A 23,024-nucleotide genomic window follows, 5' to 3' on the forward strand; every position below is an offset into this window, starting at 1 on the left:
TTTAGCGGATGAACAGTTTCTGAATCAGTTTCTGAATCGATCTGCCGTAGGGCGGGTAGATCAGCCGGGCCGCGTTGAAGCGCTGTTTGATCAGCACACCCTTGGCCTTGCTGAACGTCAGGAAACCTTCGTGGCCGTGGTAATGGCCCATGCCCGAGGGACCGATGCCACCGAAGGGCATGTCGTCCTGAGCGACATGCAACAAAGTGTCGTTCAGGCATACGCCGCCGGAATGGGTCTCGTGCAGTACGCGATGCTGTTCGCGTTTGTCGTAGCCAAAGTAGTAAAGAGCCAGAGGACGAGGCCGCTGATTGATGTAAGCGAATGCCTGCTCCAGATCGCGATAAGGCACGATTGGCAGCAACGGGCCGAAGATTTCGTCCTGCATCACGGTCATTTCATCGCTGACATTGAGCAGCACGCTGTGCGGCATGCGTCGGCCCTGGCCTTGTTCGAACAGCGGGATCAGCAGCGCGCCCTTGCTGGTCGCGTCGCTGACGTAACCGTTCAGTCGGGCCAACTGGCGTTCGTTGATGATCGCGGTGTAGTCGGCGTTGTCGGCCAGGGTCGGGTAGAAGCCTTTCACAGCCTGACGGTAGGCCTCGACGAAGGCGCCGACGCGGTCTTCCGGCACCAGCACATAGTCGGGCGCGACGCAGGTCTGCCCGGCGTTGAGGGTCTTGCCGAAGGCGATGCGTTCGGCGGCGTCCTTGAGCGGTACGTCTCTGGAGACGATGGCCGGCGACTTGCCGCCCAGTTCCAGGGTGACTGGCGTGAGGTTTTCCGCGGCAGCGTGCATGACGTGCTTGCCGACGCTGGTGGAGCCGGTGAACAGCAGATGATCGAACGGCAGACGCGAGAACGCGACGCCGACATCCGCTTCGCCCAGCACCACGCTAACCAGGTCTTCGGGAAAGATCCGCGCCAGCAGTTCTTTGAGCAGCAGGCCGGTAGCCGGGGTCGATTCGCTGAGCTTGAGCATCACCCGATTGCCGGCAGCCAGGGCGCCGACCATCGGCCCCACGGCCAGATACAGCGGGTAGTTCCACGGCACGATCACGCCGACCACGCCCAGCGGCTGATAAACCACCTTCGCCGAAGCAGGCTGGAACGCCATGCCAACCTTGCGTCGCGAGGGCTTCATCCAGTTTTTCAGGTGACGACTGGCGTAGTGAATGCCGTGCAGGCTCGGCATCAGCTCGGCGAGCAGGGTTTCGTCGGCGCTGCGGTGACTGAAATCGGCGCTGATCGCGTCGATCAATGCCTGCCGCTCAGCGCTGAGCAGATCGCGCAAAGCCTTGAGCCATTGCTGACGTTGCGCGGCCGGCGGCATCGGGTTGGCGGCGTACGCGGCCCGTTGTGCCTGGAACTGCCGATCGAGGGTTTCAAGAGGCTGTTGCAGCGTTTGCAGGTAGGCAATGTCGGCAGTCATCGCGGGCTCCGGATTTTATTGTAGTGGGCACTTTTTAGAGTCTAAGCTCTAGAAAGTCAAACGACTTCCGCGCACGTCAGTGTTTTATCCATTTCCGGTTAGGTCGTAAGATGCGCCGTCTACGCACTCTGAATTAAAGCTCAAGCCATGGCCCCACGAATAAAAACCAGCGAGCGCATCGTTCAGAACAGCCTGGAGCTGTTCAATCAGCAGGGCGAGCGCAGCGTCAGCACCAACCACATCGCCGCGCACATGGAGATTTCTCCGGGCAACCTGTACTACCACTTCCCCAACAAGCAGGCGATCATCGCCGTGTTGTTCAGTGAGTACGAAGCCCTGGTGGACAGCTTTTTGCGTCCGCCTCAGGGCCGCCCGGCGACCGTCGAGGACAAGCGTTTCTATTTGAAGGAACTGCTCTCGGCCATGTGGCGCTACCGCTTTCTGCACCGCGACCTCGAGCATCTGCTCGACAGCGATGCGGAACTGGCCGCGCGTTATCGGCGTTTCTCCCAGCGCTGCGTGATCCAGGGGGCCGCAATCTACGAAGGTTTTGTCGCCGCCGGCATCCTGAAAATGGATCGCGTGCAGATCGAGTCGCTGACCCTCAACGCGTGGATCATCCTGACCTCGTGGGTGCGTTTTCTGTGCACCACGCGGGAAAACTCCAACCACCTCAGCGAACAGGCCGTGAAGCGTGGCGTGTATCAGGTGCTGGTGCTGGAAGCAGGGTTTGTTACCGATCAGGCGCGGGATGAAGTCAACGCACTGTTCGACGAGTTCTACGTGCCGCTGGCGCAGGCCCTTGAAGACGTGAAATAAACCGTTCAGCCGAATTCCACAGGAGCCCGTTATGTCAATTGCGCAGTTGATCAGCCCACAAGCACTGGACGCTCGCAAAGAGCAGCCGGGGCTGGTGATTCTCGATTGTCGTTTTGCCCTCGAAGATCCGGATTACGGTCAGCGCAGCTACGCCGAAGGGCACATTGCCGGAGCGAGTTTCGCCGATCTGGAACGGGATCTGAGCGGTAAAGTCGAGAAGGGCGTGACCGGGCGTCATCCGTTGCCCGAGCCGGCGGCGCTGATCGAACGCCTGCAAGCCTGGGGCATCAGCAACGACAGCGATGTGGTTCTGTATGACGACGGCCCGGGTGCATACGCGGCGCGGGCGTGGTGGTTGCTGGCATGGCTGGGCAAGCGCGACGGCGTATTCATTCTCGATGGCGGGCTCAAAGCCTGGCACGCCGCCGGCCTGCCGCTGAGCCTGGATCCGCCGAGCGTGACGCCGGGCAGCTTCAGTGGTCAGCCGGACATGAGCCTGTTGCTCAGCGCCGAACAATTGCAGCAGCGCCTCGGCCAGCCAACCCTGACCCTGCTCGACGCCCGCGCCTTGCCGCGCTTCAAGGGCGAAATGGAACCGATCGATCCGGTCGCCGGGCACATTCCCGGCGCCCAGTGTGCGGCGTTCACCGACAACCTCGGCGGTGATGGACGGTTTTTGCCGGCCGAGCAGCTCAAGCAGCGCTTTGCAGCGAAACTGGGCGATCGCTCACCGTCGGAACTGGTCGCCTACTGCGGCTCCGGGGTGACGGCGTGTCACAACCTGTTTGCACTGTGCCTGGCCGGCTACCCGCTGGGTGCGCTGTATGCCGGATCGTGGAGCGAATGGATCAACGAGCCATCGCGCGGCATTGCCACGGGCGAATAACATCGCTGATCCCATGTGGGAGCGAGCAGGCTCACTCCTGCAAGGGATATGCGGCGCTCATTGACCGAGTGCGGCCAGCCATTGCGGGATACGCCGCTCCAGGTAATACCCGGGCCGGCGCACCGAGCCGTCGACGAAGCCGACATGACCGCCACGCGCCTGCAATTCGAACCTGGTGCAGGCTGACAACTCGTCGGCTTGCGGCAGGCTGTGTGGAAATACAAACGGATCGTCCGCCGCCTGAATGATCAGCGTCGGCGTGCGGATCTCGCCGAGGTAGTAGCGGCTCGAGGCGCGGCGGTAATAATCCTCGGCATCATTGAAGCCATGCAGCGGCGCGGTAACCCGGCCGTCGAAATCCCAAAACGTACGCATGTTCTCCAGCGAGCCGAGCGTGGCCAGTTTCGCCAGGCCGTCTTCGCGCCCGTCATGCTGGAACTGACGCTGCTTGTTCCTGATGTAGGCGACCATCTCTCGCATGAAGTGCGCCTGATACACCCGCGAAAACCCTTGGCCAATGCGATCGGCGCATTGATCGAGACGGAACGGTACCGACACCGCCACCGCGCCGAGCACACCGCTGTTGCTGCCGGTTTCGCCCAGATGCTTGAGCAGCACATTACCCCCCAGCGAATAGCCGACCGCGTACAACGGCGCCAACGGTCGTTTCGCGCGCAGGTGCTGGATGGCTTCGGCAAGGTCTTCGCTGGCGCCGGAGTGGTAGCTGCGCGGCAACAGATTCGGCTCGCCGGAACAACCGCGCCAGTTCAGCGCGACGCTGGCCCAGCCCTGCTCGGCCAAGGCCTTTTGAATGCCCGCCACGTAGGGCGAATTGGAAGAGCCGGTCAAACCGTGCAGCACCAGTACCAACGGCGCCTCGGCGCTGTGCGGGCCGTGCCAGTCGAGGTCGAGGAAGTCGCCGTCCTCGAGCCACAGGCGCTCGCGTTCGCGCTCGATGTGCACGGTCTTGCGCCACAGCGGCCCCCACAGGGTTTGCAGATGCGGATTGCCGAGGCCGAGGGCGGGGATGAAGCGTTCTGGCGAAGGGGGCACGATGATTCTCGATAGGCTTGTGGCGAGGAAGCTCGCCCCCTCGCCGCAGGTTGCTTGCGACGTTGTCAGCCGGCGATGTCCGCCGTGCGCTGCCACAGCGCGTAAAAAACCCGACCGGATTTCTGTTCACGATGCAGACGCCAGTTGCCCGGCAGGCCCAGCGTCGATGGCGCTGTTTCGCTTTCAGTGTAGATCCACGAATCGGCCGCCAGCCATTGGCGCTCTTCCAGCAAGGTACAAACCGCTGGCAGCAGGTTCTGGTTGAACGGCGGGTCGAGGAACACCAGGTCGAACGGCGTCGCGGTCTGGGTTTCCAGGTAGCGCAGCGCATCGGCGGTTTGCACCTGGCCGTTGCTGCAACGCAGGGTGCCGAGATGTTCTTTCAGGCTGGAAACCGCAACGTTGCTGGCGTCCAGCGCCTGGGCCGTGGCCGCGCCACGGGACAGGGCTTCGAGAAACAGCGCGCCGCTGCCGGCGAACGGGTCGAGCACTTTCGCCCCTTCGACATACGGCGCGAGCCAGTTGAACAGGGTTTCACGCACGCGATCCGGGGTCGGGCGCAGGCCTGGTGCGTCGGGGAAGCTCAGCTTGCGGCTGCGCCACTGGCCGCCAATGATGCGCAGCTGATTGACGCCGTTGTGCACGTTTTGCACAGGTTTTTTCGGTGCTCGAGTCGCCATTAATGCTCCGGAACCCCGAGCGGTTGCTCGGCAGGTTTATCAGATGGGGCCGGTAACGGCTTTTGCGGCACGGTCGGGCCAGCGGTGACGATGACCATTTTCTCCGTGCTCAGGTGTTTGTTCAGCGCAGCGCGGACTTGCTCTACGGTCAGGCTCTGCGACTGACGCATGAAATCGTCGAGATAGCTCAGCGGCAGATTATAGAAGCCCATCGCGCCCAATTGGCCAACGATGTCGGCGTTGCTCGCGGTGGACAGCGGGAAGCTGCCGGCCAGTTCGCGCTTGGCATCGTCGAGTTCTTTTTGCGTCGGCCCGGTTTTCAGGTAGTCGGCGAGCACGTCCTGCACCAGCTTCAGGGTGCCTTCGCTCATCTCGGCGCGGGTCTGCAGGTTGATCATGAACGGGCCACGGGCCTGCATCGGGCTGAACGCCGAATAAACACCGTAGGTCAGGCCACGCTTCTCGCGCACTTCGCTCATCAGGCGTGTGCCGAAACCACCGCCGCCGAGGATCTGGTTGCCCAGCGACAGCGCGGCGTAATCCGGATCGTCGCGATCGATGCCCAGTTGCGCGAGCATCAGGTTGGTCTGTTTCGACGGAAACTCGATGTGGTTGACGCTGGCCTTCGGTTCCTGCGGTGCGGCGATTTTCGCCAGTGCCGGACCTTTCGGCAGGGCAGAAGAGACCTGATTGGCGATCGCCTCGGCTTCGGCTCGCGACAAATCACCAACCAGCGCAATCACCGCATTGCCGGCGGCGTAGGCCTTGGCATGAAACTCGCGCAATTGCGCCAGGGTGATCTTCGGCACGCTCTGGGCAGTGCCATCGCTGGAATGCGCGTACGGGTGATCGCCGTACAGACGCTTCATCAGCTCCAGGCTGGCGAGTTTGCCGGGGTTCTGTTTCTGGTATTCGAAACCGGCGAGCAGCTGGTTCTTGATGCGCGCGAAGGAATCGGCGGGGAAGGTCGGTTTGCCGACCACATCGGCGAACAGCTTCAACGCCGGTTCACGCTGCTCAGGTGCGCTCAGGCTGCGCAACGAGGCCAGCGCCATGTCCTTGAACGCACCGTTGCCGAAGTCGGCGCCGAGGCCTTCAAACCCTTGAGCGATTGCGCCGACGTCTTTGCCGGCAATGCCTTCGTTGAGCATTGCGTTGGTCAGCACCGCGAGGCCGGGGACGTTGCCATCCTGGCTGCTGCCAGCGGCGAAGATCAGGCGCATGTCGAACATCGGCAGCTCATGGGCTTCGACGAACAGCACTTTCGCGCCTTCAGCGGTGTTCCAGGTCTGCACATCAAGCTTGCGGCTGGCCGGGGCCTTGCCGTCGAGTTCGGCCAGCGATTGCAGTTTCTGGCTGGACTTAGCGTTATCCAGTGCTTCGCTGGCCTTGCTGTCAGCGCTTGGCGACAAATAAACCGCTGCCGAGCCGATCACCGCGACAGCAATCAGGCCAAGCAGCATCAGGCGTGGGGTTTTGCGCTCACTCATGAGTCGTCTCCAAAGGCAGGACGTGGGCGACGCTGAGACGTTCGCGGGTGAAATACTTTTTCGCGGCGTTCTGGATGTCTTGCGGGGTCACGCTCTCCAGATCGGCCAGTTCGGTGTCCATCAGCTTCCACGACAGGCCGACCGTTTCCAGTTGACCGATCGCGGTGGCCTGGCTGGTGATCGAGTCACGCTCGTAGACCAGGCCGGCGATGACTTGAGCGCGGACGCGTTCGAGCTCTTCGGCAGACGGCGCGGTGGTTTTCAGTTGCTCAAGCAGTTTCCACAAGCCGGCTTCGGCCTGGGCGATGGTCTTTTTCTTCTGCGTATTTGGCGTGGCCGACAGGGTGAACAGGCTGTCGCCACGGGTGTAGGCGTCATAGTCCGACGAGCCGCCGGAGACCAGCTCTTCGCCGCGTTCCAGTTGCGCCGGGATGCGTCCGCTGTAGCCGCCGTCGAGCAGCGCCGAGATCAGGCGCAAGGCGTTGACAGAGCGTTTGTCTTCAGCGGTAGCAATGCTCGGCACGTTGAAGCCAAGCATCAGGCTCGGCAGTTGGGTCTGCACGCGCAGGGTGATCTGGCGTTCGCCGGGCTCGGCCAGTTCCAGCGGTTTTTTCGCCGGTGGCACGTCGCGTTTGGCGACCGGGCCGAAATAACGCTGGGCGAGGGTTTTCACTTCGTCCGGAGTGACGTCACCAACCACCACCAGCGTGGCGTTGTTCGGCGCGTACCAGGATTGGTACCAGTGGCGCAGTTCCTCGACTTTCATACGGTCGAGGTCAGCCATCCAGCCGATGGTCGGCGTGTGGTATCCGCTGGCCGGGTAGGCCATGGCCTTGTAGCGCTCGTAAGCCTTGGACATCGGCTTGTCATCGGTGCGCAGGCGGCGCTCTTCCTTGATGACTTCGATTTCCTTGGCAAACTCGTCGGCCGGCAGGCGCAGGTTGGCCATGCGGTCGGCTTCCAGCTCGAAGGCCACGCCGAGGCGATCGCGAGCCAGCACCTGGTAATAAGCAGTGAAGTCGTCGCTGGTAAAGGCGTTCTCTTCGGCGCCGAGGTCGCGCAGGATCAGCGAAGCTTCGCCGGGGCCGACTTTTTCGCTGCCCTTGAACATCATGTGCTCGAGCGCGTGGGACAGACCGGTCTGGCCCGGAGTCTCGTAGCTGGAGCCGACCTTGTACCAGATCTGCGAAACGACCACCGGCGCACGATGGTCTTCGCGCACGACGACCTTGAGGCCGTTGTCGAGGGTGAATTCATGGGTCGGTTGCGGGTCGGCCGCCAGGGCCGAAAGGGGCAGGCAGACTGCGCTGAGCAGCAGGCCAGCAGCGCGGCGGGCAAGAGCATTCATTCGTTTTTCAACCTGTTGGGCTGCCCGCTTGGTCTTAGCGTCAGCGGGCGAGAGGGTGCTAGGATACTGATCCGTTTTACTGGCGGCCACGCCTATCAGGTTTCGATACCCGGTCAGGCTGTATGGGTTTGTCGCGGATAGCAGCAGTTTTTCATCTGTACTGCGCGTTTTCGCCGACGATGCCGCTCCAGTCCTTCGTGTTAATTGAAGTTTGAGGTGCCTTCGGTGCCTCGACAAAATGTTGCGCGTGAACAAGCTGGGTGAAACACAGTCTGTTCTGCATCGAATATTTATTTGCCGGGGCGCCCTGTTGGCGCGTCGCTACCGTGAGATAGCCGTCCTCCATGTTTGGTTCCAACGACGACAAGAAGAGCCCAGCTGCGGCTGGCGAGAAGAAAAGCCTGTTCGGATGGCTGCGGAAGAAACCGCAAGAACCCGTCGTCGAACAGCCGCCCGCGATTCCTGAGCCGGCCCCCGCGCCAGCACCTGTAATAGAAGAAGAGCCGGCGCCGATTGTGCTGCCGATCGCCGAGCCGGTGCTGCAACCGGAGGTTGACGCCGAGCCCGAAACGCCGGCCGCTGCCGAGTTGCCGCTGACGCCCGCCGCCGAGCCGTGGCTGACCCTGCCAGTGGCAGAAGAACCGGTCGCGCTGGTTGAAGAAGCAGCGCCGCATGTGACGCCAGTGATTCCTGCGCCGGTTGCCGAAGTGGCTGCGCAGCCTGTGCCTGAGCCGGTTGTCGCGCCAGCGCCGATCATTTCTGAACCCGCCGCCCCGGTTGTTCCGCCGTCCGAGCCTGAGCCCGCACCGCTTGCCGCTGCGCCGGTTATCACTCCGATCGTGCCGGTCGAAGCACCTGTAGAAGCGCCCGTCGAAACCCCGCGCACCGAAGAAACCAAAGCCGGCTTCTTCGCCCGTCTCAAGCAAGGCCTGTCGAAGACCAGCGCCAGCATCGGCGAGGGCATGGCCAGCCTGTTCCTCGGGCGCAAGACCATCGACGATGACCTGCTCGATGACCTCGAAACCCGTCTGTTGACCGCCGACGTCGGCGTCGAAGCCACTACGCAGATCATCCAGCGCCTGACCCAGAAGGTCGCACGCAAGGAGCTGGCCGACGCCGACGCCCTGTACAAATCTCTGCAGGCCGAATTGGCAGCGATGCTCAAGCCGGTTGAACAGCCGCTGAAAATCGCCTCGCAGAACAAGCCGTTCGTGATTCTGGTGGTCGGCGTCAACGGCGCTGGCAAGACCACCACCATCGGCAAGCTGGCGAAGAAGCTGCAATTGGAGGGTAAGAAGGTCATGCTGGCGGCCGGCGACACCTTCCGCGCCGCGGCCGTGGAGCAATTGCAGGTCTGGGGCGAGCGCAACAAGATTCCGGTGATTGCCCAGCACACCGGCGCCGATTCCGCTTCGGTGATCTTCGACGCGGTGCAAGCGGCCAAGGCCCGTGGCATCGACGTGCTGATCGCTGACACCGCCGGTCGTCTGCACACCAAAGACAACCTGATGGAAGAACTGAAAAAGGTTCGCCGGGTGATCGGCAAGCTCGACGCCGACGCGCCGCACGAAGTGCTGCTGGTGCTCGACGCCGGCACTGGCCAGAACGCCATCAACCAGGCCAAGCAGTTCAACCAGACCGTCGAACTGACCGGCCTGGCCCTGACCAAACTCGACGGCACCGCCAAGGGCGGGGTGATTTTCGCCCTGGCCAAGCAGTTCGGCCTGCCGATCCGCTACATCGGCGTCGGTGAAGGCATCGACGATTTGCGCACCTTTGAAGCCGAACCCTTTGTCCAGGCACTGTTTGCCGAGCGGGAGCGTTCATGATTCGTTTCGAACAGGTCGGTAAACGCTACCCGAACGGTCACGTCGGCTTGCATGAGCTGAGCTTTCGAGTCCGTCGTGGCGAGTTCTTGTTTGTCACCGGTCACTCCGGTGCCGGTAAATCCACGCTGTTGCGCCTGTTGCTGGCAATGGAACGGCCGACCAGCGGCAAACTGCTGCTCGCCGGGCAGGACCTGAGCACCATCAGCAACGCGCAGATTCCGTTCCTGCGCCGACAGATCGGCGTGGTGTTCCAGAATCACCAGTTGCTGTTCGATCGTACGGTGTTCAACAACGTCGCCTTGCCGCTGCAGATCCTCGGCCTGTCCAAGGTCGAGATCGCCAAGCGCGTCGATTCGGCGCTGGAACGCGTGGCACTGTCGGACAAATCCGATCTGTACCCGGGCGATCTGTCCACCGGTCAGCAACAGCGCGTCGGCATTGCCCGCGCCATCGTCCATCGCCCGGCCTTGCTGCTGGCAGACGAACCGACCGGTAACCTCGACCCGCGTCTGGCGGCGGAGATCATGGGCGTGTTCGAAGACATCAACCGTTTGGGCACCAGCGTGCTGATCGCCAGTCACGACCTGGCACTGATCGCGCGCATGCGTCATCGCATGCTGACCCTGCAACGCGGCCGCCTGATCGGCGACGGGGAGGCCGGGGTATGAGTGCGACACGCAGTCCGAAGGTTTCCGAGCGCGTGGCCCCGAAGGCCGCCGACCCGCAACCGCAGAAGAAGAAAAAACACGACGATGACGACGGCCCGGACTTCGCCACGCTGTTTCACGCCTGGATCGAAAGCCATCGCGCCAGCCTGCTCGATAGCCTGCGCCGCCTCGGCAAACAGCCGATCGGCAGCTTCTTCACCTGCATGGTGATGGCCGTGGCGTTGAGTCTGCCGATGGGGCTGTCGCTGTTGCTCAACAACGTTGAGCGTCTTGGCGGTTCCTGGCAGCGCGCGGCGCAGATTTCCCTGTACCTGCAACTCGACGCCAGCCCGGAGCAGGGTGAAGCGCTGCGTGAGCAGATCAAAGGCATGCCCGGCGTCGCTGATGCCGAATATGTCGGCCGCGATCAGGCGCTGGAAGAATTCCAGCAGCAGTCCGGCCTGGGCGAAGCCCTGCGTGAGCTGCCCGACAACCCTTTGCCGGGTGTGGTGCTGGTGACCCCGAACGAAGTCGACAAGCCGACACTCGAAGCATTAAGACAAAAACTTTCCGAGCTGCCGAAGGTACAACAGGCGCAACTTGATCTAGTCTGGGTCGAGCGTCTGGCCGCCATCCTCAAGCTTGGCGACCGCTTTGTCTTCGGTCTGACGGTATTGTTGGTGTCTGCATTACTTTTGGTGATAGGCAATACCATTCGTCTTCATATTGAAAACCGCCGCACCGAGATAGAAGTGATTAAACTCGTCGGCGGCACTGACAGTTATGTGCGCCGCCCTTTCCTGTATATGGGCGCGTTGTATGGCTTCGGTGCAGGGCTGTTGTCCTGGGGCGTATTGGCGTTCGGCCTCAATTGGCTGAACGATGCGGTGGTCGGACTGGCCGGTTTGTACGGCAGTGATTTCGCCCTGGCCGGCGTGCCAGTGGCCGACGGTCTGTCGCTCTTGCTTGGCGCGGTGCTGTTGGGTTATATCGGTGCATGGATTGCAGTCGCACGTCATCTCAGGGAGCTGGCGCCGAAGTAGAATCTTTTTTGCGCGTGATTGACCTTGCGGTTTTTATGGGAACTTGTACCTGAGTTCCCGGTCAATTTTTCGCAGTGCCGAGAGGCACGAGTATGTGAGTGGGAGGTTTTTTCGTATGACCAATTCTTTGCAACCTGCGTATGCGCTGGTTCCGGGTGCGAACCTGGAAGCCTATGTGCACACCGTCAACAGCATTCCATTGCTGACGCCGGAGCAGGAGCGTGAACTGGCCGAGAGTCTCTACTATGAGCAGGATTTGGGGGCGGCTCGGCAGATGGTGCTCGCCCACCTGCGTTTTGTCGTACACATTGCCCGTAGCTATTCCGGCTACGGTCTGGCTCAGGCTGACCTGATACAGGAAGGCAACGTCGGCCTGATGAAGGCCGTCAAGCGCTTCAACCCGGAAATGGGCGTGCGTCTGGTGTCGTTCGCCGTGCACTGGATCAAGGCGGAAATTCACGAGTTCATCCTGCGCAACTGGCGCATTGTGAAAGTCGCGACCACCAAGGCCCAGCGCAAGCTGTTCTTCAACCTGCGCAGCCAGAAGAAGCGTCTGGCGTGGCTGAACAACGAGGAAGTCCACCGTGTGGCGGAAAGCCTTGGCGTCGAACCACGTGAAGTGCGCGAGATGGAAAGCCGCCTGACCGGCCACGACATGGCCTTCGACCCGGCTGCCGAAGCCGACGACGACAGCGCTTTCCAGTCGCCGGCCAACTACCTGGAAGACCACCGGTACGACCCGGCGCGTCAACTGGAAGATGCCGACTGGAGCGACAACTCCAACACCAACCTGCACGAAGCACTGGAAGTGCTGGACGAGCGCAGCCGTGACATCCTCTACCAGCGCTGGCTGGCGGAAGAGAAAGCCACACTGCACGATCTGGCGCAGAAGTACAACGTGTCGGCCGAGCGAATCCGTCAGCTCGAAAAGAGCGCGATGAACAAGCTCAAGTTGTCGATCGCCGCGTAACCGGCGCATCAGCAATAAAAAACGCCCCGATCAGCGATGATCGGGGCGTTTTCATTTCTGGCTTTACGCAAAACCCATGTGGGAGCGAGCTTGCTCGCGAAAGCGGAGTGTCAGTCACCGCCACTGCTGAATGATCCACCGCATTCGCGAGCAAGCTCGCTCCCACATTGGAATTTCGGTGTTATTCAGCCCAAGGCGCCCGTCGCGAATCATTCAGCCCGAGCAAGTAACTGTCCCCGCCCAGCTGACTCATCTGCTGCCGAATCCACCCGGCGCGTCGCGATACATAACCGGTCGGATGACTCGCGCTCCACACCCGTGGATTGGGCAGTACGGCAGCCAGATAACTCGCCTGCTGGCGCGACAATGACTTCGCGCTCACGCCAAAGTGATGGCGGGCCGCCGCTTCAGCGCCAAACACGCCGTCATCCCACTCGACACTGTTCAGGTACACCTCAAGAATCCGCTGCTTGGGCCAGAACACCTCGATCAGCGCGGTAAACCACGCTTCCAGGCCTTTGCGCAGATAACTGCGACCAGACCACAGAAAGAGGTTTTTCGACACCTGCTGGCTCAAGGTGCTGGCCCCGCGAATCGAACCGCCCAGTTCGTTGTGGGCCAGAGCGGCCTGAATCGCGCGCAGATCGAAGCCCCAGTGCTCGGGGAATTTCTGGTCTTCGCCAGCAATCACCGCCACTTTCAGGTCGTCGGAAATCTCGTCCCACGGCTTCCAGGTGCGCTGCAGGTCGATCGGCTCGCCGTCGACCCAGGATTCGACCTTGCGCTCGACCATCAACGCCGTACCCGGCGGTGGCACGAAGCGGAACACCAGCACCAGTAAGACACTGCCGCCGGCGAACCAGAGCAGAGCCTTCGTGAGACGACGGAAAATTGAACGCAGCATAGAGATGGCTTGGCCGAACCCGTGGAGCGGGCCATTATACAGACCCTGCCGATGGCGTCTGACTGGAGTTCCCCATGCTGCGTGGCTTTTTGATGCTGGCCGCTTTTTTCGGATTCACCGGTGTTGCGCTGGGCGCGTTTGCCGCCCACGGCCTGAAAAACCGTCTGACGCCGGAATACCTGACGATTTTCCACACCGGCGTCACCTACCAACTGGTGCACACACTCGCGCTGTTCGGCGTTGCGCTGCTGGCCACGCAGATTCAGGGGCGCCTGATTACTTGGGCCGGCCTGTCCTTCACCGTCGGCATTATGTTGTTCTCCGGCAGCCTGTATCTGCTGACCATGACCGGCATCAGCAAACTCGGCATCATCACGCCGTTCGGTGGCTTGGCATTTCTGGTCGGTTGGATCTGCCTCGGCCTCGCCGCCTGGCGCTTGCAGCCAACCGCTTGACGCTTGGTACTGACCTTTAGGTCATGATCGGGCTAGAATGCCAGCCCCTAAAAATGATGGCGGCGTTGTGCATGCGCATTCAGTTGAACGGCGAGTCCTTTGAATTGCCCGACGGTGAAACCGTTGCGGGCCTGATCACCCGTCTGGATCTGGCCGGACGTCGCGTGGCGGTCGAGCTCAATCTGGACATCGTCCCGCGCAGCCAGCATGCCGACACCACATTGAACGACGGCGACAACGTCGAAGTGGTCCACGCCATCGGCGGCGGCTGATTGCCCCGGCCCGCAAGGGCACAGAATTCTGCAAGACCCTCACCCTTGAAGAGGATTTCCCATGAGCATCGTTCGTAGCGACAAGCCTTTTGTGCTGGCCGGTCGTACTTACCAGTCGCGTTTGCTGGTCGGTACCGGCAAGTACCGTGACATGGAAGAAACCCGCCAGGCCATCGAAGCCTCGGGTGCCGAGATCGTCACCTTCGCCGTGCGCCGCACCAACCTGGGCCAGATCGAAGGCGAGCCGAACCTGCTCGAAGTGCTGTCGCCGGATCGCTACACCTTCCTGCCGAACACTGCCGGTTGCTACGACGCCATCGAAGCCGTGCGCACCTGCCGCCTGGCCCGTGAGCTGCTCGATGGCCACAATCTGGTGAAGCTGGAAGTGCTGGCCGACCAGAAAACCCTGTTCCCCAACGTGATCGAAACCCTCAAGGCCGCCGAAACCCTGGTCAAGGAAGGCTTCGACGTGATGGTCTACACCAGCGATGACCCGATCATCGCTCGCCAGTTGGCGGAAATCGGCTGCATCGCCGTGATGCCGCTGGCCGGTCTGATCGGCTCCGGTCTGGGCATCTGCAATCCGTACAACCTGCAGATCATCCTCGAAGAAGCCAAGATCCCGGTGCTGGTGGATGCCGGTGTCGGTACCGCTTCCGACGCGACCATCGCGATGGAGCTGGGTTGCGACGCCGTACTGATGAACTCGGCCATCGCCCACGCCCAGCAACCGGTCATGATGGCGCAAGCCATGCAGCACGCCATTGTCGCCGGTCGCCTGGCGTACCTCGCCGGCCGCATGCCGAAAAAACTCTATGCCAGCGCCTCTTCGCCGCTGGATGGTCTGATCAAGTAAGAGCCATTGATGACTGAATCGAACGACACGCCTGTCCAGCCGGACGAAGGCGACGAGCGCCAACACCGCCGTATCAAGAGTTTCGTGATGCGCGCCGGGCGCATGACCGAAGGCCAGCAACGCGGCCTGGACCAGGGCGCGCCGCTGTACGTGCTGCCGCTGGCCGATGCGCCGGTCGATTACGACCAGGTGTTCGGCCGCTCGGCACCGCGCTCGCTGGAAATCGGTTTCGGCATGGGCCACTCGCTGCTGGAAATGGCCGCGGCCGCTCCGGAGCAGGATTTCATCGGTGTTGAAGTGCATCGTCCGGGTGTCGGCGCGCTGCTCAATGGCGTGTTGACCCAAGGGCTGACCAACCTGCGGGTCTACGATTGCGACGCGATCGAAGTGCTCAACCGCTGCATCGCCGACAACAGCCTCGATCGTCTGATGCTGTTTTTCCCGGATCCGTGGCACAAGAGCCGCCACCACAAGCGCCGCATCGTCCAGGCCTCGTTCGCTGAACTGGTGCGCAGCAAGTTGAAGGTCGGCGGCATTCTGCACATGGCCACCGACTGGGAACCGTACGCCGAGTACATGCTGGAAGTGATGAACGTCGCCCCGGGCTACCGCAACCTCGCCGAAGATGGCAAATGCGTCCCACGCCCGGCCGAACGCCCGATCACCAAGTTCGAACGCCGTGGTGAACGTCTTGGCCATGGCGTGTGGGATCTGAAGTTCGAAAAGTTCGCTTAAGCATCACGCAATAAAAACTGTGGGAGCGAGCCTGCTCGCGAAAGCGGTCTGACAATCAACGATGATGTTGGATGTTAAGACGCCTTCGCGAGCAGGCTCGCTCCCACAATTGTTTTGTGTATGAGGAGATTACAGGGGGGCAAGAAATCGAGCGGGCACCTGCTCTGTCAACCAGACGCCATTTTCGGCCTGATAGAACTTGAAGCCCTGTTCTTCCATCTGCTTCGCGGCAACCTTCAGAACGACTGGCGTTCCGTAGCGTTGACCCACGGCCGACGCGGTGGCGATCTCATCGGACAGATGCACCTGATGGCGTTGTCCTGGAATCAAGCCTTGTTCGTGGATCGAGTCGAGAAAACGCGTCGCTGTTCCGTGGTAGAGCGTTTGCGGTGGCTGTTTCTGCTCGAATTGCAGATCAACGCTTTTCGTCGAGTGGCCTTGAACAGCGCGTATACAGTGGCCATCAGCGGAAATCGTAAAACGCTTCTTGTCACTGCTGGTTACGACGTTTTCAATCAGCTCACGACTTGAATGTCTGCCATCACGCGCCGCGCCGCTGATCAGTGCATCGATATTTGCCCAGCCTTCCGAATTCAGATTCAGTCCGATCGCTTGAGGCTGGTGACGCAACACGAAGCTGAGAAATTTGCTTGTCTCATCCAGTAGTTTTTTACTCATGAACTTCCCTTTCATTGCAATCAACTGTGGGAGCGAGCCTGCTCGCGAAAGCGGTCTGACAATCAACGATGATGTTGGATGTCATGACGCCTTCGCGAGCAGGCTCGCTCCCACATTTTGTTTCGGGGTGCTTGCGGGATCAGCGGCGGTCGGCGACGACGCCGATCAGTACCAACACCACCAGCAGCACCGGCGCCAGGCTGTAGTTGTTGAACTGGCTCAGGCCTTTGATCACCCACGGCGTGGCGTAGATCAGCGCGGCGCCGCTGCCGATCAGGCAGAGCAGGGCCATCAGCGGCACGCGCAGGGCGCCGGCGATGCTGCCCAGCCGTTGCTCGACCCAGCCTTTGAAGTCAGCGCCGAACAGCACCAGCAGGCAACCGACCAGCGCCAAAGCGATTTCCGAGAGATTGCTGCGGCTCCAGCGGGAGACGGTGGCCAGCAGGTCGAGTATCAAATCCATGCGTTTTCCCTTTGAGCTGAAGTCAGTTCAGAAATTGTTGCAGCAAATCGTTGAGGAACAGCTGGCCGCGTTCGGTCGCCGCCAGGCGTGACGGTTCGACCTGCAACAGGCCGCTTTGTTCGGCCTCGCGCCGGCCTTCGGCGAGGGTCTCCAGCGACAGGCCGGTGCGCTCCGGATACAGGCGCGATTCGACCCCGGCGGTCAGGCGCAGGGCGTTCATCAGGAACTCGAAGGGTATCTCGTCATTGCTCAGCGATTTCTCGCCAGCCTGAAAACTCTTCGCTGGGTTCAGATAATCCTTCGGCAGGCGGGTTTTCCACGTGCGCACGATGCGCCCGTCCGGATGACTCAGCTTGCCATGGGCGCCGGCGCCGATGCCGATGAAGTCGCCAAAACTCCAGTAATTGAGGTTATGCCGCGCCGGGCGACCGGCCTGGGCATACGCCGAAACTTCGTACTGCGCGTAACCGTGCTCGGCCAGCAGCGCCTGACCGGCTTCCTGAATGTCCCACAGGGTGTCGTCTTCCGGCAGCACTGGCGGCTGGTTCCAGAACACCGTATTGGGCTCCAGCGTCAGCTGATACCAGGAAATGTGCGTCGGCTTCAGCGCGATGGCCTGGCGCAGATCGCTCAGGGCATCGTCCAGCGACTGATCGGGCAAACCATGCATCAGGTCGAGGTTGAAGTTATCGAACCCGGCCTGCCGGGCCATGCCCGCCGCACGCACGGCTTCGTCACCATTGTGGATGCGGCCGAGGGCTTCAAGCTTTTCCTGCTGGAAACTCTGGATGCCGATCGACAGGCGATTGATCCCCAGCTTGCGATAAGCAACAAACTTCTCTTGCTCGAAGGTGCCCGGATTGGCCTCAAGGGTGATTTCGATGTCATCGGCGAACGGGATGCGTTGCTCGACGCCCTGCAACAAGCGTCCGAGGGCTTCGGCGCTGAACAGGCTCGGCGTCCCGCCACCGAAGAAAATCGAGGTCAGCTCACGGCCATACACCGCATGCAGATCCTGGTCGAGATCGGCCAGCAGCGCGTCGACGTATTCCTGCTCAGGCAGCACCGGGCTGGCGGTGTGCGAGTTGAAATCGCAATACGGGCATTTGCGTACACACCACGGAATGTGGATGTACAGCGCCAGGGGCGGCAGGGTTGGCAGCGGTGCCCGAGGCGAGGACGCGGCGCCGCCGATGATCAGCGACGACGCGGAAGAATCAGTGGTCATTTCAAGCCCAGACGCTGGCGCAGCAGATCCATTGCACGGGCGCGGTGGCTGATCTGGTTTTTGTCGGCCGGGCTCAGTTCGGCGCTGGAGCAGTCGCGCTCCGGCACCCAGAACAGTGGGTCATAACCGAAGCCGTGCTCGCCGCTGGCAGCGGTGAGGATGCGCCCGTGCCACAGGCCTTCGCAGAGGATCGGCAGCGGATCATCGGCGTGGCGCACCAGTGCCAATACACAGACGAACTGCGCGCCGCGCTCGGCTTGTGGCACGTCCTTGAGCGCATCGAGCAGTTTGGCGTTGTTCGCCGCATCGCCCTGGCCGTCGGCGTAACGCGCCGAATAGATGCCCGGCGCACCGCCAAGGAAATCCACTGCCAGCCCGGAGTCGTCGGCCAGTGCCGGCAGCCCTGAAATACGCGCGGCATTGCGGGCCTTGAGGATCGCGTTCTCGACAAACGACAGGCCGGTTTCTTCCGGTTCGACCTTGCTCCACTCGCCAATCGAGCGCAGTTGCACCGAGTCGCCGAGCATGGCCTGGAGTTCTTTGAGTTTGCCGGCGTTATGGCTGGCCAGTACGAGCTGCTTGATGTTCATCATTCGCCGGGAAAGAGTTCTTGGTTGAAATTGATGGTGTTGATCTTGTCGCCGTTCTGCACCTTGATTTCAAAGGTGCGGGTTTCCTGCTGCGGCACCGGGTACTGGGCGATGTAGTAGATCGCGCCCTGTTCGGTGACCTGGCGGAATTTCAGCGGCACGCTGTTGCTGGTCAGGTCCTTGACCGTGCCGGTGACGCTGGCGATCACCGGTTTGCCGTCCTTGACCACCGAGACGTTGATCACGCCCTGATTCTTGCTGCGGATCAGCTCGGCAGCCTTGGCGATGTCCGGTTGCAGGAACGTCGAGTTGAACGTGTTGTAGTGCACCGTGATGTCGCCGAAGGTTTCCTTGCGTTCACCTTTGATGACGTCCGCCGCCATGGCGCTGGCGCTCAGGCAGGCGGTGAGTAACAGCAACGCTAGACGACTCATGTTCGTGCTCCTTCGAATGCCCAGGCTCAGACCGCGACTCGGTGGTCCGCCAACTGCGGACTGCTGACGCGGTAGATACCGATTTCACCTAACAGATTAGGCCATAGCTTACTGGCCCACCCGTGGCGGTGCTGTTGATCCACGGCAAGCCGATCAATGACCTTGGCGTCACGTTCGCGGCACAGTTCTTCGAAGTCCTCGAAGGTGCAGAAGTGGATGTTCGGCGTGTTGTACCAGGTGTAGGGCAGGAATTCCGAGACCGGCATGCGGCCCTTGCTCGCCAGGTACCAGCGGCAGCGCCAGTGGCCGAAATTGGGGAAAGTGATGATGCACTGCCGGCCGACCCGGAGCATTTCGTCGAGGATCTTGTCCGGGTAATGCACCGCTTGCAGGGCCTGGGTCATGACGACGATGTCGAAACTGTTGCTGGCGAAGTTGCCCAGGCCTTTGTCCAGATCCTGCTCGATGACGTTGATGCCCTTGGCCACGCACTCGGCGATGTTGTCGGCGTCGTTTTCCAGGCCATAACCGGTGACGTTCTTGTTGTCGCGCAGCCAGGTCAGCAGCTCGCCGTCACCGCAACCCAGGTCGAGGACGCGGCTGCCGGCGGGGATCCATTCCTGGATGATTTCCAGATCAGCTCTCATGGCTTTCTCACAACGAAATGCGGTTCATGTAATTGCCGAACGCCTGCAAATAGCGCGGGATCGGAATCAGGAAGGCGTCGTGGCCCTGGGGGGCGTCGATTTCCAGATAACTGACGTCCTTGCGCGCGGCCATCAGCGCATCCACCAGTTCCCGCGAGCGCGCCGGGGAGAAGCGCCAGTCGGTGGTGAACGACATCACGCAGAACTTGGCCGTGGCGTTTTCGAAGGTTTTCGCCAGGTCATCGTCGAAGTTAGCCGCTGGATCGAAGTAATCCAGCGCTTTGGTCATCAACAGATAGGTGTTGGCATCGAAGCGCCCGGAGAACTCTTCGCCCTGATAACGCAGGTAGCTTTCGACCTGGAACTCGACACTGTGGAAGTCGTAGTTGAGCTTTTCGCTCTTCAGGCCACGGCCGAATTTCTCACCCATTGAATCATCGGACAGATAGGTGATGTGCCCGACCATGCGCGCGAGCATCAGCCCGCGCTTGGGGATCACGCCCGCTTCCTGGAACGAACCACCGTGGAATTCCGGATCGGTGAGGATCGCCTGACGCGCGACTTCGTTGAAGGCGATGTTCTGCGCCGACAATTTAGGCGCCGAGGCGATCGCCAAGCAGTGACGTACGCGATCCGGGTAGGTGATGGTCCATTGCAGGGCCTGCATGCCGCCGAGGCTGCCGCCGATCACCGCTGCCCACTGGCGGATGCCGAGCAGGTCAGCCAGACGCGCTTGGCTGTGCACCCAGTCTTCCACGGTGAGCACCGGGAAATCGGCGCCGAACGGCTTGCCGGTTTCCGGGTTGATACTGCTCGGGCCGGTGGAGCCGTTGCAGCCACCGAGGTTGTTCAGGCTGACCACAAAGAACTTGTTGGTGTCGATCGGCTTGCCGGGGCCGATGCAGCTGTCCCACCAACCGGGCTTGCGGTCGTCGACGCTGTGATAACCAGCGGCGTGATGATGACCGGACAGCGCGTGGCAGATCAGCACGGCGTTGCTCGCCTGGGCGTTCAGCGTGCCGTAGGTTTCATAAATCAGGTCATAAGCGGCCAGCGAACGGCCACAGGCCAGCGTCAGCGGTTCGCTGAAATGCGCGGTTTGCGGCGTTACCAGACCAACAGAATCGGCGGGAAAGGCAGTTGGCATCGACCCTGCTCTCGTTGAAATGAGGCGTAAGTCTAAAGACCGGGGGGGTTAGCGGCAAGCAGCCCTCACCCTAACCCTCTCCCAGAGGGAGAGGGGACTGACCAAGGTGTTCTGTCGAACTGCGCCGACCTGATAATTGCGAGTCGAACTCCAATCTTGAGCTCAACACAAATCGGCTCCCTCTCCCTTGGGAGAGGGCTGGGGTGAGGGGCGCAGACGACGCCATATCAAGCCGAGCGCCAATCCCTCTCACCTCACATCAGCAAACGCAGAATCTCCGGCATCATCGTCATCGCCGCCAGATTGTTGATCACCAGCATGTCGATCAATTTCAGTGCAAGGAAGGCGAAGATCGGCGACAGGTCCAGGCCACCGAGATTCGGCAGGAAGCGGCGGAACGGTGCCAGCGCCGGTTCACAGATCTGGTTGACCAGTTCAGCGCCCGGATTGTGGCTGCCCGGTGCGACCCACGACAGGATTACGCTGATGATCAGGGCGAAGAAGAAGATCTTCAGGAACAGTGCAGTGACGCCGATCAGCGACCAGATCACCAGTTGCAGCGGGTTGCCAGTGGTGCCGTAGGTCAGCAGCAGGGTCAGCGCCATCAGCAGCAGTTGCACCAGAATCGCCAGCACCAGCGACGACATGTCGAGGCCGAACAGGCTCGGGATGATCCGGCGCAAAGGCTTGAGCAGCGGCTGAGTGGCCTTGACCACGAACTGGCACAGCGGGTTGTAGAAGTTCGCCCGCACCAGTTGCAGGACGAAGCGCAGCAGCACGATCAGCAGGTACAGGCTGCCGAGGGTTTGCAGCACGTAAACCGCTGCGGTGTTCAATCCGATCATGTAAGGCTCCTTTATTTGCCCAGTTGTTCGGCCATTTCGGCCGAGCGGTGCGCGGCGGCGCCGAGTGCGGTTTCAACCAGCGCTTCGAAGCCGCCAGCCTGGAATGATTTGATCGCAGCTTCCGTGGTGCCGTTTGGCGAGGTCACGCGGCGACGCAGTTCGGCGGCGTCGACATCGCTGGACACCGCCATGTGCGCGGCGCCCAGAGCAGTCTGCACGGTCAGTTGCTCAGCGATCTCTTTTGGCAGGCCAAGTTTGACGCCGGCGGCGGTCATCGCTTCGATCAGCAGGAAGAAGTACGCCGGGCCGGAGCCGGACACTGCGGTGACTGCGTCCAGTTGCTGTTCTTCTTCCAGCCACAGGGCGATGCCGACGGCGGACAGCAGCTCTTCGGCTTGCTGGCGCTGCTCGGCGCTCACTTCGCTGGTCGCGTACAGACCGCTGACACCCTGACGCAGCAGCGCCGGAGTGTTCGGCATGCAGCGCACGATCGGCTGCTCGCCGAGCCATGCAGTCATGCTCGCGCAGGTGATGCCGGCGGCGATCGACACCACCACTTGATTCGGTTTCAGGCTTGGGCGAATCGCCTCGCACACGGCTTTCATCGCCTGTGGCTTGACCGCCAGGACGATGACATCGACGCCGTCGATGGCCTGGGCGTTGTCAGCGAAGGTTTCGATGCCGTGTTCGGCGCTGACTTTGGCGCGGGTGTCTTCGCCCGGATCGCTGGCGCGGATCTGCGCCGCTTCCAGACCTTTGGCGCGCAAGCCGCCAATCAGACTGGCCGCCATGTTGCCCGCACCGATAAACGCAATACGTGTGTTGCTCATGTGTGGTCCTTATCTGGAAACGTTCAAGACTGGGAATAATCTCTGGCGCCAAACAGCGCGGTACCGATCCGCACCCAGGTGGCGCCTTGGGCGATGGCCGACTCAAGGTCGTGGCTCATGCCCATGGACAGTGTGTCGAGCGGCAGAGCGAGGCTCGCCTGCAATTCCTGTACGGCGGCGAAGGCAGCGTCCTGTTCAGCGCGCTCCTCGGTCGGCTCGGGAATCGCCATCAGTCCGCGCAGTTTCAAGCGTGGCAGCGCGCTGATGGCCTCGGCCAGCGCTGGCAGATCGGCCGGGGTGCAACCGGATTTGCTCGCCTCGCCGCTGACATTGACCTGAATGCAGATGTTCAGTGGCGGCAGTTCGGCCGGGCGTTGTTCGGACAGGCGTTGGGCAATTTTCAGACGATCCACGGAGTGCACCCAGTCGAAATGCTCGGCAATCGCCCGAGTCTTGTTCGATTGAATAGGGCCGATGAAGTGCCAGATCAAGGGCAGGTCGGCCAGCTCCAGCTGTTTGCCCAGGGCTTCCTGCAAGTAGTTCTCGCCGAAGTCGCGCAGGCCCGCCGCATAGGCTTCCCGCAGGGCCTGGGCGGGTTTGGTCTTGCTCACGGCGAGCAAATGGATGCTGTTTTCGTCGCGGTGCGCAGCTTTCGCCGCTGCCTGGATGCGCGAACTAACCTGAAGGATGTTGTCTGCTATCGTGGACATCAAGAGGCGCCGGCGGTCTGTAGGTTCGCGGCA

Annotated in this window: 27 protein-coding genes; 10 read left to right on the forward strand and 17 right to left on the reverse strand. The window is 61.5% G+C overall.

Going from position 1 to position 23,024, the window contains the following annotated elements; translation table 11 throughout:
* Nucleotide 1: 1 nt before the first annotated feature.
* Nucleotides 2-1,432, reverse strand: coding sequence for a coniferyl aldehyde dehydrogenase (locus D8U61_RS05400; protein ID WP_130926535.1), 1,431 nt, complete (start codon nucleotides 1,430-1,432; stop codon nucleotides 2-4).
* Between the two features lie 147 nt (nucleotides 1,433-1,579).
* On the opposite strand from D8U61_RS05400, the gene D8U61_RS05405 reads away from it, so the two are divergent.
* Both D8U61_RS05405 and D8U61_RS05410 read left to right on the forward strand, forming a co-directional pair.
* Nucleotides 1,580-2,251 (forward strand): TetR/AcrR family transcriptional regulator, encoded by a 672-nt coding sequence (locus tag D8U61_RS05405; protein ID WP_016772708.1) that lies wholly within the window; start codon nucleotides 1,580-1,582, stop codon nucleotides 2,249-2,251.
* Between the two features lie 31 nt (nucleotides 2,252-2,282).
* The gene (locus D8U61_RS05410; protein WP_130926536.1) at nucleotides 2,283-3,137 is read left to right on the forward strand and encodes a sulfurtransferase; all 855 of its coding nucleotides are present in this window, start codon (nucleotides 2,283-2,285) and stop codon (nucleotides 3,135-3,137) included.
* 57 nt (nucleotides 3,138-3,194) lie between these two features.
* Here the strand turns inward: D8U61_RS05410 and D8U61_RS05415 are convergent, their stop codons facing one another.
* The 5 genes from D8U61_RS05415 to D8U61_RS05435 all read right to left on the reverse strand — a co-directional run bounded on the left by D8U61_RS05415 (nucleotide 3,195) and on the right by D8U61_RS05435 (nucleotide 8,054).
* Entirely contained in the window at nucleotides 3,195-4,190 is a 996-nt protein-coding gene (locus tag D8U61_RS05415) for a hydrolase (protein ID WP_125925433.1), read from the reverse strand.
* A gap of 65 nt (nucleotides 4,191-4,255) precedes the next feature.
* Nucleotides 4,256-4,870 carry a 16S rRNA (guanine(966)-N(2))-methyltransferase RsmD gene (rsmD, locus tag D8U61_RS05420; RefSeq protein ID WP_016772711.1) on the reverse strand — a complete coding sequence of 205 codons (615 nt, stop codon included), beginning with the start codon at nucleotides 4,868-4,870 and terminating at the stop codon, nucleotides 4,256-4,258.
* A complete protein-coding gene (locus tag D8U61_RS05425) occupies nucleotides 4,870-6,360 on the reverse strand; it encodes a pitrilysin family protein (RefSeq protein WP_130926537.1) in 1,491 nt (496 codons plus the stop codon). Before D8U61_RS05425 ends, rsmD begins: the two co-directional genes overlap by 1 nt.
* Nucleotides 6,353-7,708, reverse strand: coding sequence for a pitrilysin family protein (locus D8U61_RS05430; RefSeq protein ID WP_071172213.1), 1,356 nt, complete (start codon nucleotides 7,706-7,708; stop codon nucleotides 6,353-6,355). The genes D8U61_RS05425 and D8U61_RS05430 overlap by 8 nt, the downstream gene beginning before the upstream one ends.
* 151 nt (nucleotides 7,709-7,859) lie before the next feature.
* On the reverse strand, nucleotides 7,860-8,054 hold the full coding sequence (locus D8U61_RS05435; RefSeq protein ID WP_016772713.1) for a hypothetical protein: 195 nt from the start codon (nucleotides 8,052-8,054) through the stop codon (nucleotides 7,860-7,862).
* Here D8U61_RS05435 and ftsY point away from each other — a divergent pair.
* The 4 genes from ftsY to rpoH all read left to right on the forward strand — a co-directional run bounded on the left by ftsY (nucleotide 8,053) and on the right by rpoH (nucleotide 12,197).
* Nucleotides 8,053-9,537 (forward strand): signal recognition particle-docking protein FtsY, encoded by a 1,485-nt coding sequence (ftsY, locus tag D8U61_RS05440; protein ID WP_130926538.1) that lies wholly within the window; start codon nucleotides 8,053-8,055, stop codon nucleotides 9,535-9,537. The genes D8U61_RS05435 and ftsY overlap by 2 nt on opposite strands.
* Nucleotides 9,534-10,205: a cell division ATP-binding protein FtsE gene (gene ftsE, locus D8U61_RS05445; RefSeq protein WP_016772715.1), complete on the forward strand. Its 672-nt coding sequence runs from the start codon at nucleotides 9,534-9,536 to the stop codon at nucleotides 10,203-10,205. Before ftsY ends, ftsE begins: the two co-directional genes overlap by 4 nt.
* Entirely contained in the window at nucleotides 10,202-11,227 is a 1,026-nt protein-coding gene (ftsX, locus tag D8U61_RS05450) for a permease-like cell division protein FtsX (RefSeq protein WP_122612362.1), read from the forward strand. Before ftsE ends, ftsX begins: the two co-directional genes overlap by 4 nt.
* A 115-nt stretch (nucleotides 11,228-11,342) precedes the next feature.
* On the forward strand, nucleotides 11,343-12,197 hold the full coding sequence (rpoH, locus tag D8U61_RS05455) for an RNA polymerase sigma factor RpoH (protein WP_016772717.1): 855 nt from the start codon (nucleotides 11,343-11,345) through the stop codon (nucleotides 12,195-12,197).
* Nucleotides 12,198-12,378: 181 nt separating this feature from the next.
* On the opposite strand, the gene mtgA is transcribed toward rpoH, so the two are convergent.
* A complete protein-coding gene (mtgA, locus tag D8U61_RS05460) occupies nucleotides 12,379-13,101 on the reverse strand; it encodes a monofunctional biosynthetic peptidoglycan transglycosylase (protein WP_016772718.1) in 723 nt (240 codons plus the stop codon).
* A gap of 74 nt (nucleotides 13,102-13,175) precedes the next feature.
* On the opposite strand from mtgA, the gene D8U61_RS05465 reads away from it, so the two are divergent.
* The 4 genes from D8U61_RS05465 (at nucleotide 13,176) to trmB (ending at nucleotide 15,419) form a co-directional block, all read left to right on the forward strand.
* Nucleotides 13,176-13,556, forward strand: a complete 381-nt coding sequence (locus D8U61_RS05465) for a DUF423 domain-containing protein (protein WP_130926539.1) — start codon at nucleotides 13,176-13,178, stop codon at nucleotides 13,554-13,556.
* A 71-nt stretch (nucleotides 13,557-13,627) separates the two neighbouring features.
* The gene (gene thiS / locus D8U61_RS05470; protein ID WP_038861193.1) at nucleotides 13,628-13,828 is read left to right on the forward strand and encodes a sulfur carrier protein ThiS; all 201 of its coding nucleotides are present in this window, start codon (nucleotides 13,628-13,630) and stop codon (nucleotides 13,826-13,828) included.
* A 61-nt stretch (nucleotides 13,829-13,889) separates the two neighbouring features.
* The gene (locus D8U61_RS05475) at nucleotides 13,890-14,684 is read left to right on the forward strand and encodes a thiazole synthase (protein WP_007964131.1); all 795 of its coding nucleotides are present in this window, start codon (nucleotides 13,890-13,892) and stop codon (nucleotides 14,682-14,684) included.
* A 9-nt stretch (nucleotides 14,685-14,693) separates the two neighbouring features.
* Nucleotides 14,694-15,419 (forward strand): tRNA (guanosine(46)-N7)-methyltransferase TrmB, encoded by a 726-nt coding sequence (trmB, locus tag D8U61_RS05480; protein WP_130926540.1) that lies wholly within the window; start codon nucleotides 14,694-14,696, stop codon nucleotides 15,417-15,419.
* A 129-nt stretch (nucleotides 15,420-15,548) separates the two neighbouring features.
* Here the strand turns inward: trmB and D8U61_RS05485 are convergent, their stop codons facing one another.
* The 10 genes from D8U61_RS05485 to D8U61_RS05530 all read right to left on the reverse strand — a co-directional run bounded on the left by D8U61_RS05485 (nucleotide 15,549) and on the right by D8U61_RS05530 (nucleotide 22,991).
* Nucleotides 15,549-16,097: an RNA 2'-phosphotransferase gene (locus D8U61_RS05485; protein WP_130926541.1), complete on the reverse strand. Its 549-nt coding sequence runs from the start codon at nucleotides 16,095-16,097 to the stop codon at nucleotides 15,549-15,551.
* Nucleotides 16,098-16,236: 139 nt separating this feature from the next.
* Nucleotides 16,237-16,560 carry a DUF3392 domain-containing protein gene (locus D8U61_RS05490; RefSeq protein ID WP_008083808.1) on the reverse strand — a complete coding sequence of 108 codons (324 nt, stop codon included), beginning with the start codon at nucleotides 16,558-16,560 and terminating at the stop codon, nucleotides 16,237-16,239.
* A 22-nt stretch (nucleotides 16,561-16,582) separates the two neighbouring features.
* A complete protein-coding gene (hemW, locus tag D8U61_RS05495) occupies nucleotides 16,583-17,788 on the reverse strand; it encodes a radical SAM family heme chaperone HemW (RefSeq protein ID WP_130926542.1) in 1,206 nt (401 codons plus the stop codon).
* Nucleotides 17,785-18,381 (reverse strand): RdgB/HAM1 family non-canonical purine NTP pyrophosphatase, encoded by a 597-nt coding sequence (rdgB, locus tag D8U61_RS05500; protein ID WP_024014661.1) that lies wholly within the window; start codon nucleotides 18,379-18,381, stop codon nucleotides 17,785-17,787. The genes hemW and rdgB overlap by 4 nt, the downstream gene beginning before the upstream one ends.
* Complete coding sequence (locus D8U61_RS05505) at nucleotides 18,378-18,812, reverse strand: DUF4426 domain-containing protein (protein ID WP_122506138.1); 435 nt, start codon at nucleotides 18,810-18,812, stop codon at nucleotides 18,378-18,380. Before D8U61_RS05505 ends, rdgB begins: the two co-directional genes overlap by 4 nt.
* Before the next feature lie 26 nt (nucleotides 18,813-18,838).
* Nucleotides 18,839-19,459 carry a methionine biosynthesis protein MetW gene (metW, locus tag D8U61_RS05510; RefSeq protein WP_024014659.1) on the reverse strand — a complete coding sequence of 207 codons (621 nt, stop codon included), beginning with the start codon at nucleotides 19,457-19,459 and terminating at the stop codon, nucleotides 18,839-18,841.
* Nucleotides 19,460-19,466: 7 nt separating this feature from the next.
* Nucleotides 19,467-20,606 carry a homoserine O-acetyltransferase gene (locus tag D8U61_RS05515; RefSeq protein ID WP_130888301.1) on the reverse strand — a complete coding sequence of 380 codons (1,140 nt, stop codon included), beginning with the start codon at nucleotides 20,604-20,606 and terminating at the stop codon, nucleotides 19,467-19,469.
* A 254-nt stretch (nucleotides 20,607-20,860) separates the two neighbouring features.
* The gene (locus tag D8U61_RS05520; protein WP_016772729.1) at nucleotides 20,861-21,451 is read right to left on the reverse strand and encodes a YggT family protein; all 591 of its coding nucleotides are present in this window, start codon (nucleotides 21,449-21,451) and stop codon (nucleotides 20,861-20,863) included.
* Between the two features lie 11 nt (nucleotides 21,452-21,462).
* Complete coding sequence (gene proC / locus D8U61_RS05525) at nucleotides 21,463-22,281, reverse strand: pyrroline-5-carboxylate reductase (RefSeq protein ID WP_130926543.1); 819 nt, start codon at nucleotides 22,279-22,281, stop codon at nucleotides 21,463-21,465.
* 23 nt (nucleotides 22,282-22,304) lie between these two features.
* Nucleotides 22,305-22,991: a YggS family pyridoxal phosphate-dependent enzyme gene (locus D8U61_RS05530; RefSeq protein WP_130902721.1), complete on the reverse strand. Its 687-nt coding sequence runs from the start codon at nucleotides 22,989-22,991 to the stop codon at nucleotides 22,305-22,307.
* Nucleotides 22,992-23,024 lie beyond the last annotated feature (33 nt).

Origin of the sequence: Pseudomonas sp. Sample_14 (assembly GCF_004307515.1) — a bacterium.
Classification (GTDB): domain Bacteria; phylum Pseudomonadota; class Gammaproteobacteria; order Pseudomonadales; family Pseudomonadaceae; genus Aquipseudomonas; species Aquipseudomonas atacamensis.

What these genes read in the sequence shown, in the direction of transcription:
- D8U61_RS05505 (WP_122506138.1), bottom strand. Translation starts at nt 18,812, where the DNA reads ATGAGTCGTCTAGCGTTGCTGTTACTCACCGCCTGCCTGAGCGCCAGC.
- ftsX (WP_122612362.1), top strand. Translation starts at nt 10,202, where the DNA reads ATGAGTGCGACACGCAGTCCGAAGGTTTCCGAGCGCGTGGCCCCGAAG.
- D8U61_RS05520 (WP_016772729.1), bottom strand. Translation starts at nt 21,451, where the DNA reads ATGATCGGATTGAACACCGCAGCGGTTTACGTGCTGCAAACCCTCGGC.
- D8U61_RS05430 (WP_071172213.1), bottom strand. Translation starts at nt 7,708, where the DNA reads ATGAATGCTCTTGCCCGCCGCGCTGCTGGCCTGCTGCTCAGCGCAGTC.
- D8U61_RS05485 (WP_130926541.1), bottom strand. Translation starts at nt 16,097, where the DNA reads ATGAGTAAAAAACTACTGGATGAGACAAGCAAATTTCTCAGCTTCGTG.
- D8U61_RS05400 (WP_130926535.1), bottom strand. Translation starts at nt 1,432, where the DNA reads ATGACTGCCGACATTGCCTACCTGCAAACGCTGCAACAGCCTCTTGAA.
- D8U61_RS05490 (WP_008083808.1), bottom strand. Translation starts at nt 16,560, where the DNA reads ATGGATTTGATACTCGACCTGCTGGCCACCGTCTCCCGCTGGAGCCGC.
- ftsY (WP_130926538.1), top strand. Translation starts at nt 8,053, where the DNA reads ATGTTTGGTTCCAACGACGACAAGAAGAGCCCAGCTGCGGCTGGCGAG.
- D8U61_RS05425 (WP_130926537.1), bottom strand. Translation starts at nt 6,360, where the DNA reads ATGAGTGAGCGCAAAACCCCACGCCTGATGCTGCTTGGCCTGATTGCT.
- D8U61_RS05475 (WP_007964131.1), top strand. Translation starts at nt 13,890, where the DNA reads ATGAGCATCGTTCGTAGCGACAAGCCTTTTGTGCTGGCCGGTCGTACT.
- proC (WP_130926543.1), bottom strand. Translation starts at nt 22,281, where the DNA reads ATGAGCAACACACGTATTGCGTTTATCGGTGCGGGCAACATGGCGGCC.
- D8U61_RS05410 (WP_130926536.1), top strand. Translation starts at nt 2,283, where the DNA reads ATGTCAATTGCGCAGTTGATCAGCCCACAAGCACTGGACGCTCGCAAA.
- ftsE (WP_016772715.1), top strand. Translation starts at nt 9,534, where the DNA reads ATGATTCGTTTCGAACAGGTCGGTAAACGCTACCCGAACGGTCACGTC.
- trmB (WP_130926540.1), top strand. Translation starts at nt 14,694, where the DNA reads ATGACTGAATCGAACGACACGCCTGTCCAGCCGGACGAAGGCGACGAG.
- rdgB (WP_024014661.1), bottom strand. Translation starts at nt 18,381, where the DNA reads ATGATGAACATCAAGCAGCTCGTACTGGCCAGCCATAACGCCGGCAAA.
- hemW (WP_130926542.1), bottom strand. Translation starts at nt 17,788, where the DNA reads ATGACCACTGATTCTTCCGCGTCGTCGCTGATCATCGGCGGCGCCGCG.
- metW (WP_024014659.1), bottom strand. Translation starts at nt 19,459, where the DNA reads ATGAGAGCTGATCTGGAAATCATCCAGGAATGGATCCCCGCCGGCAGC.
- D8U61_RS05405 (WP_016772708.1), top strand. Translation starts at nt 1,580, where the DNA reads ATGGCCCCACGAATAAAAACCAGCGAGCGCATCGTTCAGAACAGCCTG.
- D8U61_RS05515 (WP_130888301.1), bottom strand. Translation starts at nt 20,606, where the DNA reads ATGCCAACTGCCTTTCCCGCCGATTCTGTTGGTCTGGTAACGCCGCAA.
- rsmD (WP_016772711.1), bottom strand. Translation starts at nt 4,870, where the DNA reads ATGGCGACTCGAGCACCGAAAAAACCTGTGCAAAACGTGCACAACGGC.
- thiS (WP_038861193.1), top strand. Translation starts at nt 13,628, where the DNA reads ATGCGCATTCAGTTGAACGGCGAGTCCTTTGAATTGCCCGACGGTGAA.
- D8U61_RS05530 (WP_130902721.1), bottom strand. Translation starts at nt 22,991, where the DNA reads ATGTCCACGATAGCAGACAACATCCTTCAGGTTAGTTCGCGCATCCAG.
- D8U61_RS05465 (WP_130926539.1), top strand. Translation starts at nt 13,176, where the DNA reads ATGCTGCGTGGCTTTTTGATGCTGGCCGCTTTTTTCGGATTCACCGGT.
- mtgA (WP_016772718.1), bottom strand. Translation starts at nt 13,101, where the DNA reads ATGCTGCGTTCAATTTTCCGTCGTCTCACGAAGGCTCTGCTCTGGTTC.
- D8U61_RS05435 (WP_016772713.1), bottom strand. Translation starts at nt 8,054, where the DNA reads ATGGAGGACGGCTATCTCACGGTAGCGACGCGCCAACAGGGCGCCCCG.
- rpoH (WP_016772717.1), top strand. Translation starts at nt 11,343, where the DNA reads ATGACCAATTCTTTGCAACCTGCGTATGCGCTGGTTCCGGGTGCGAAC.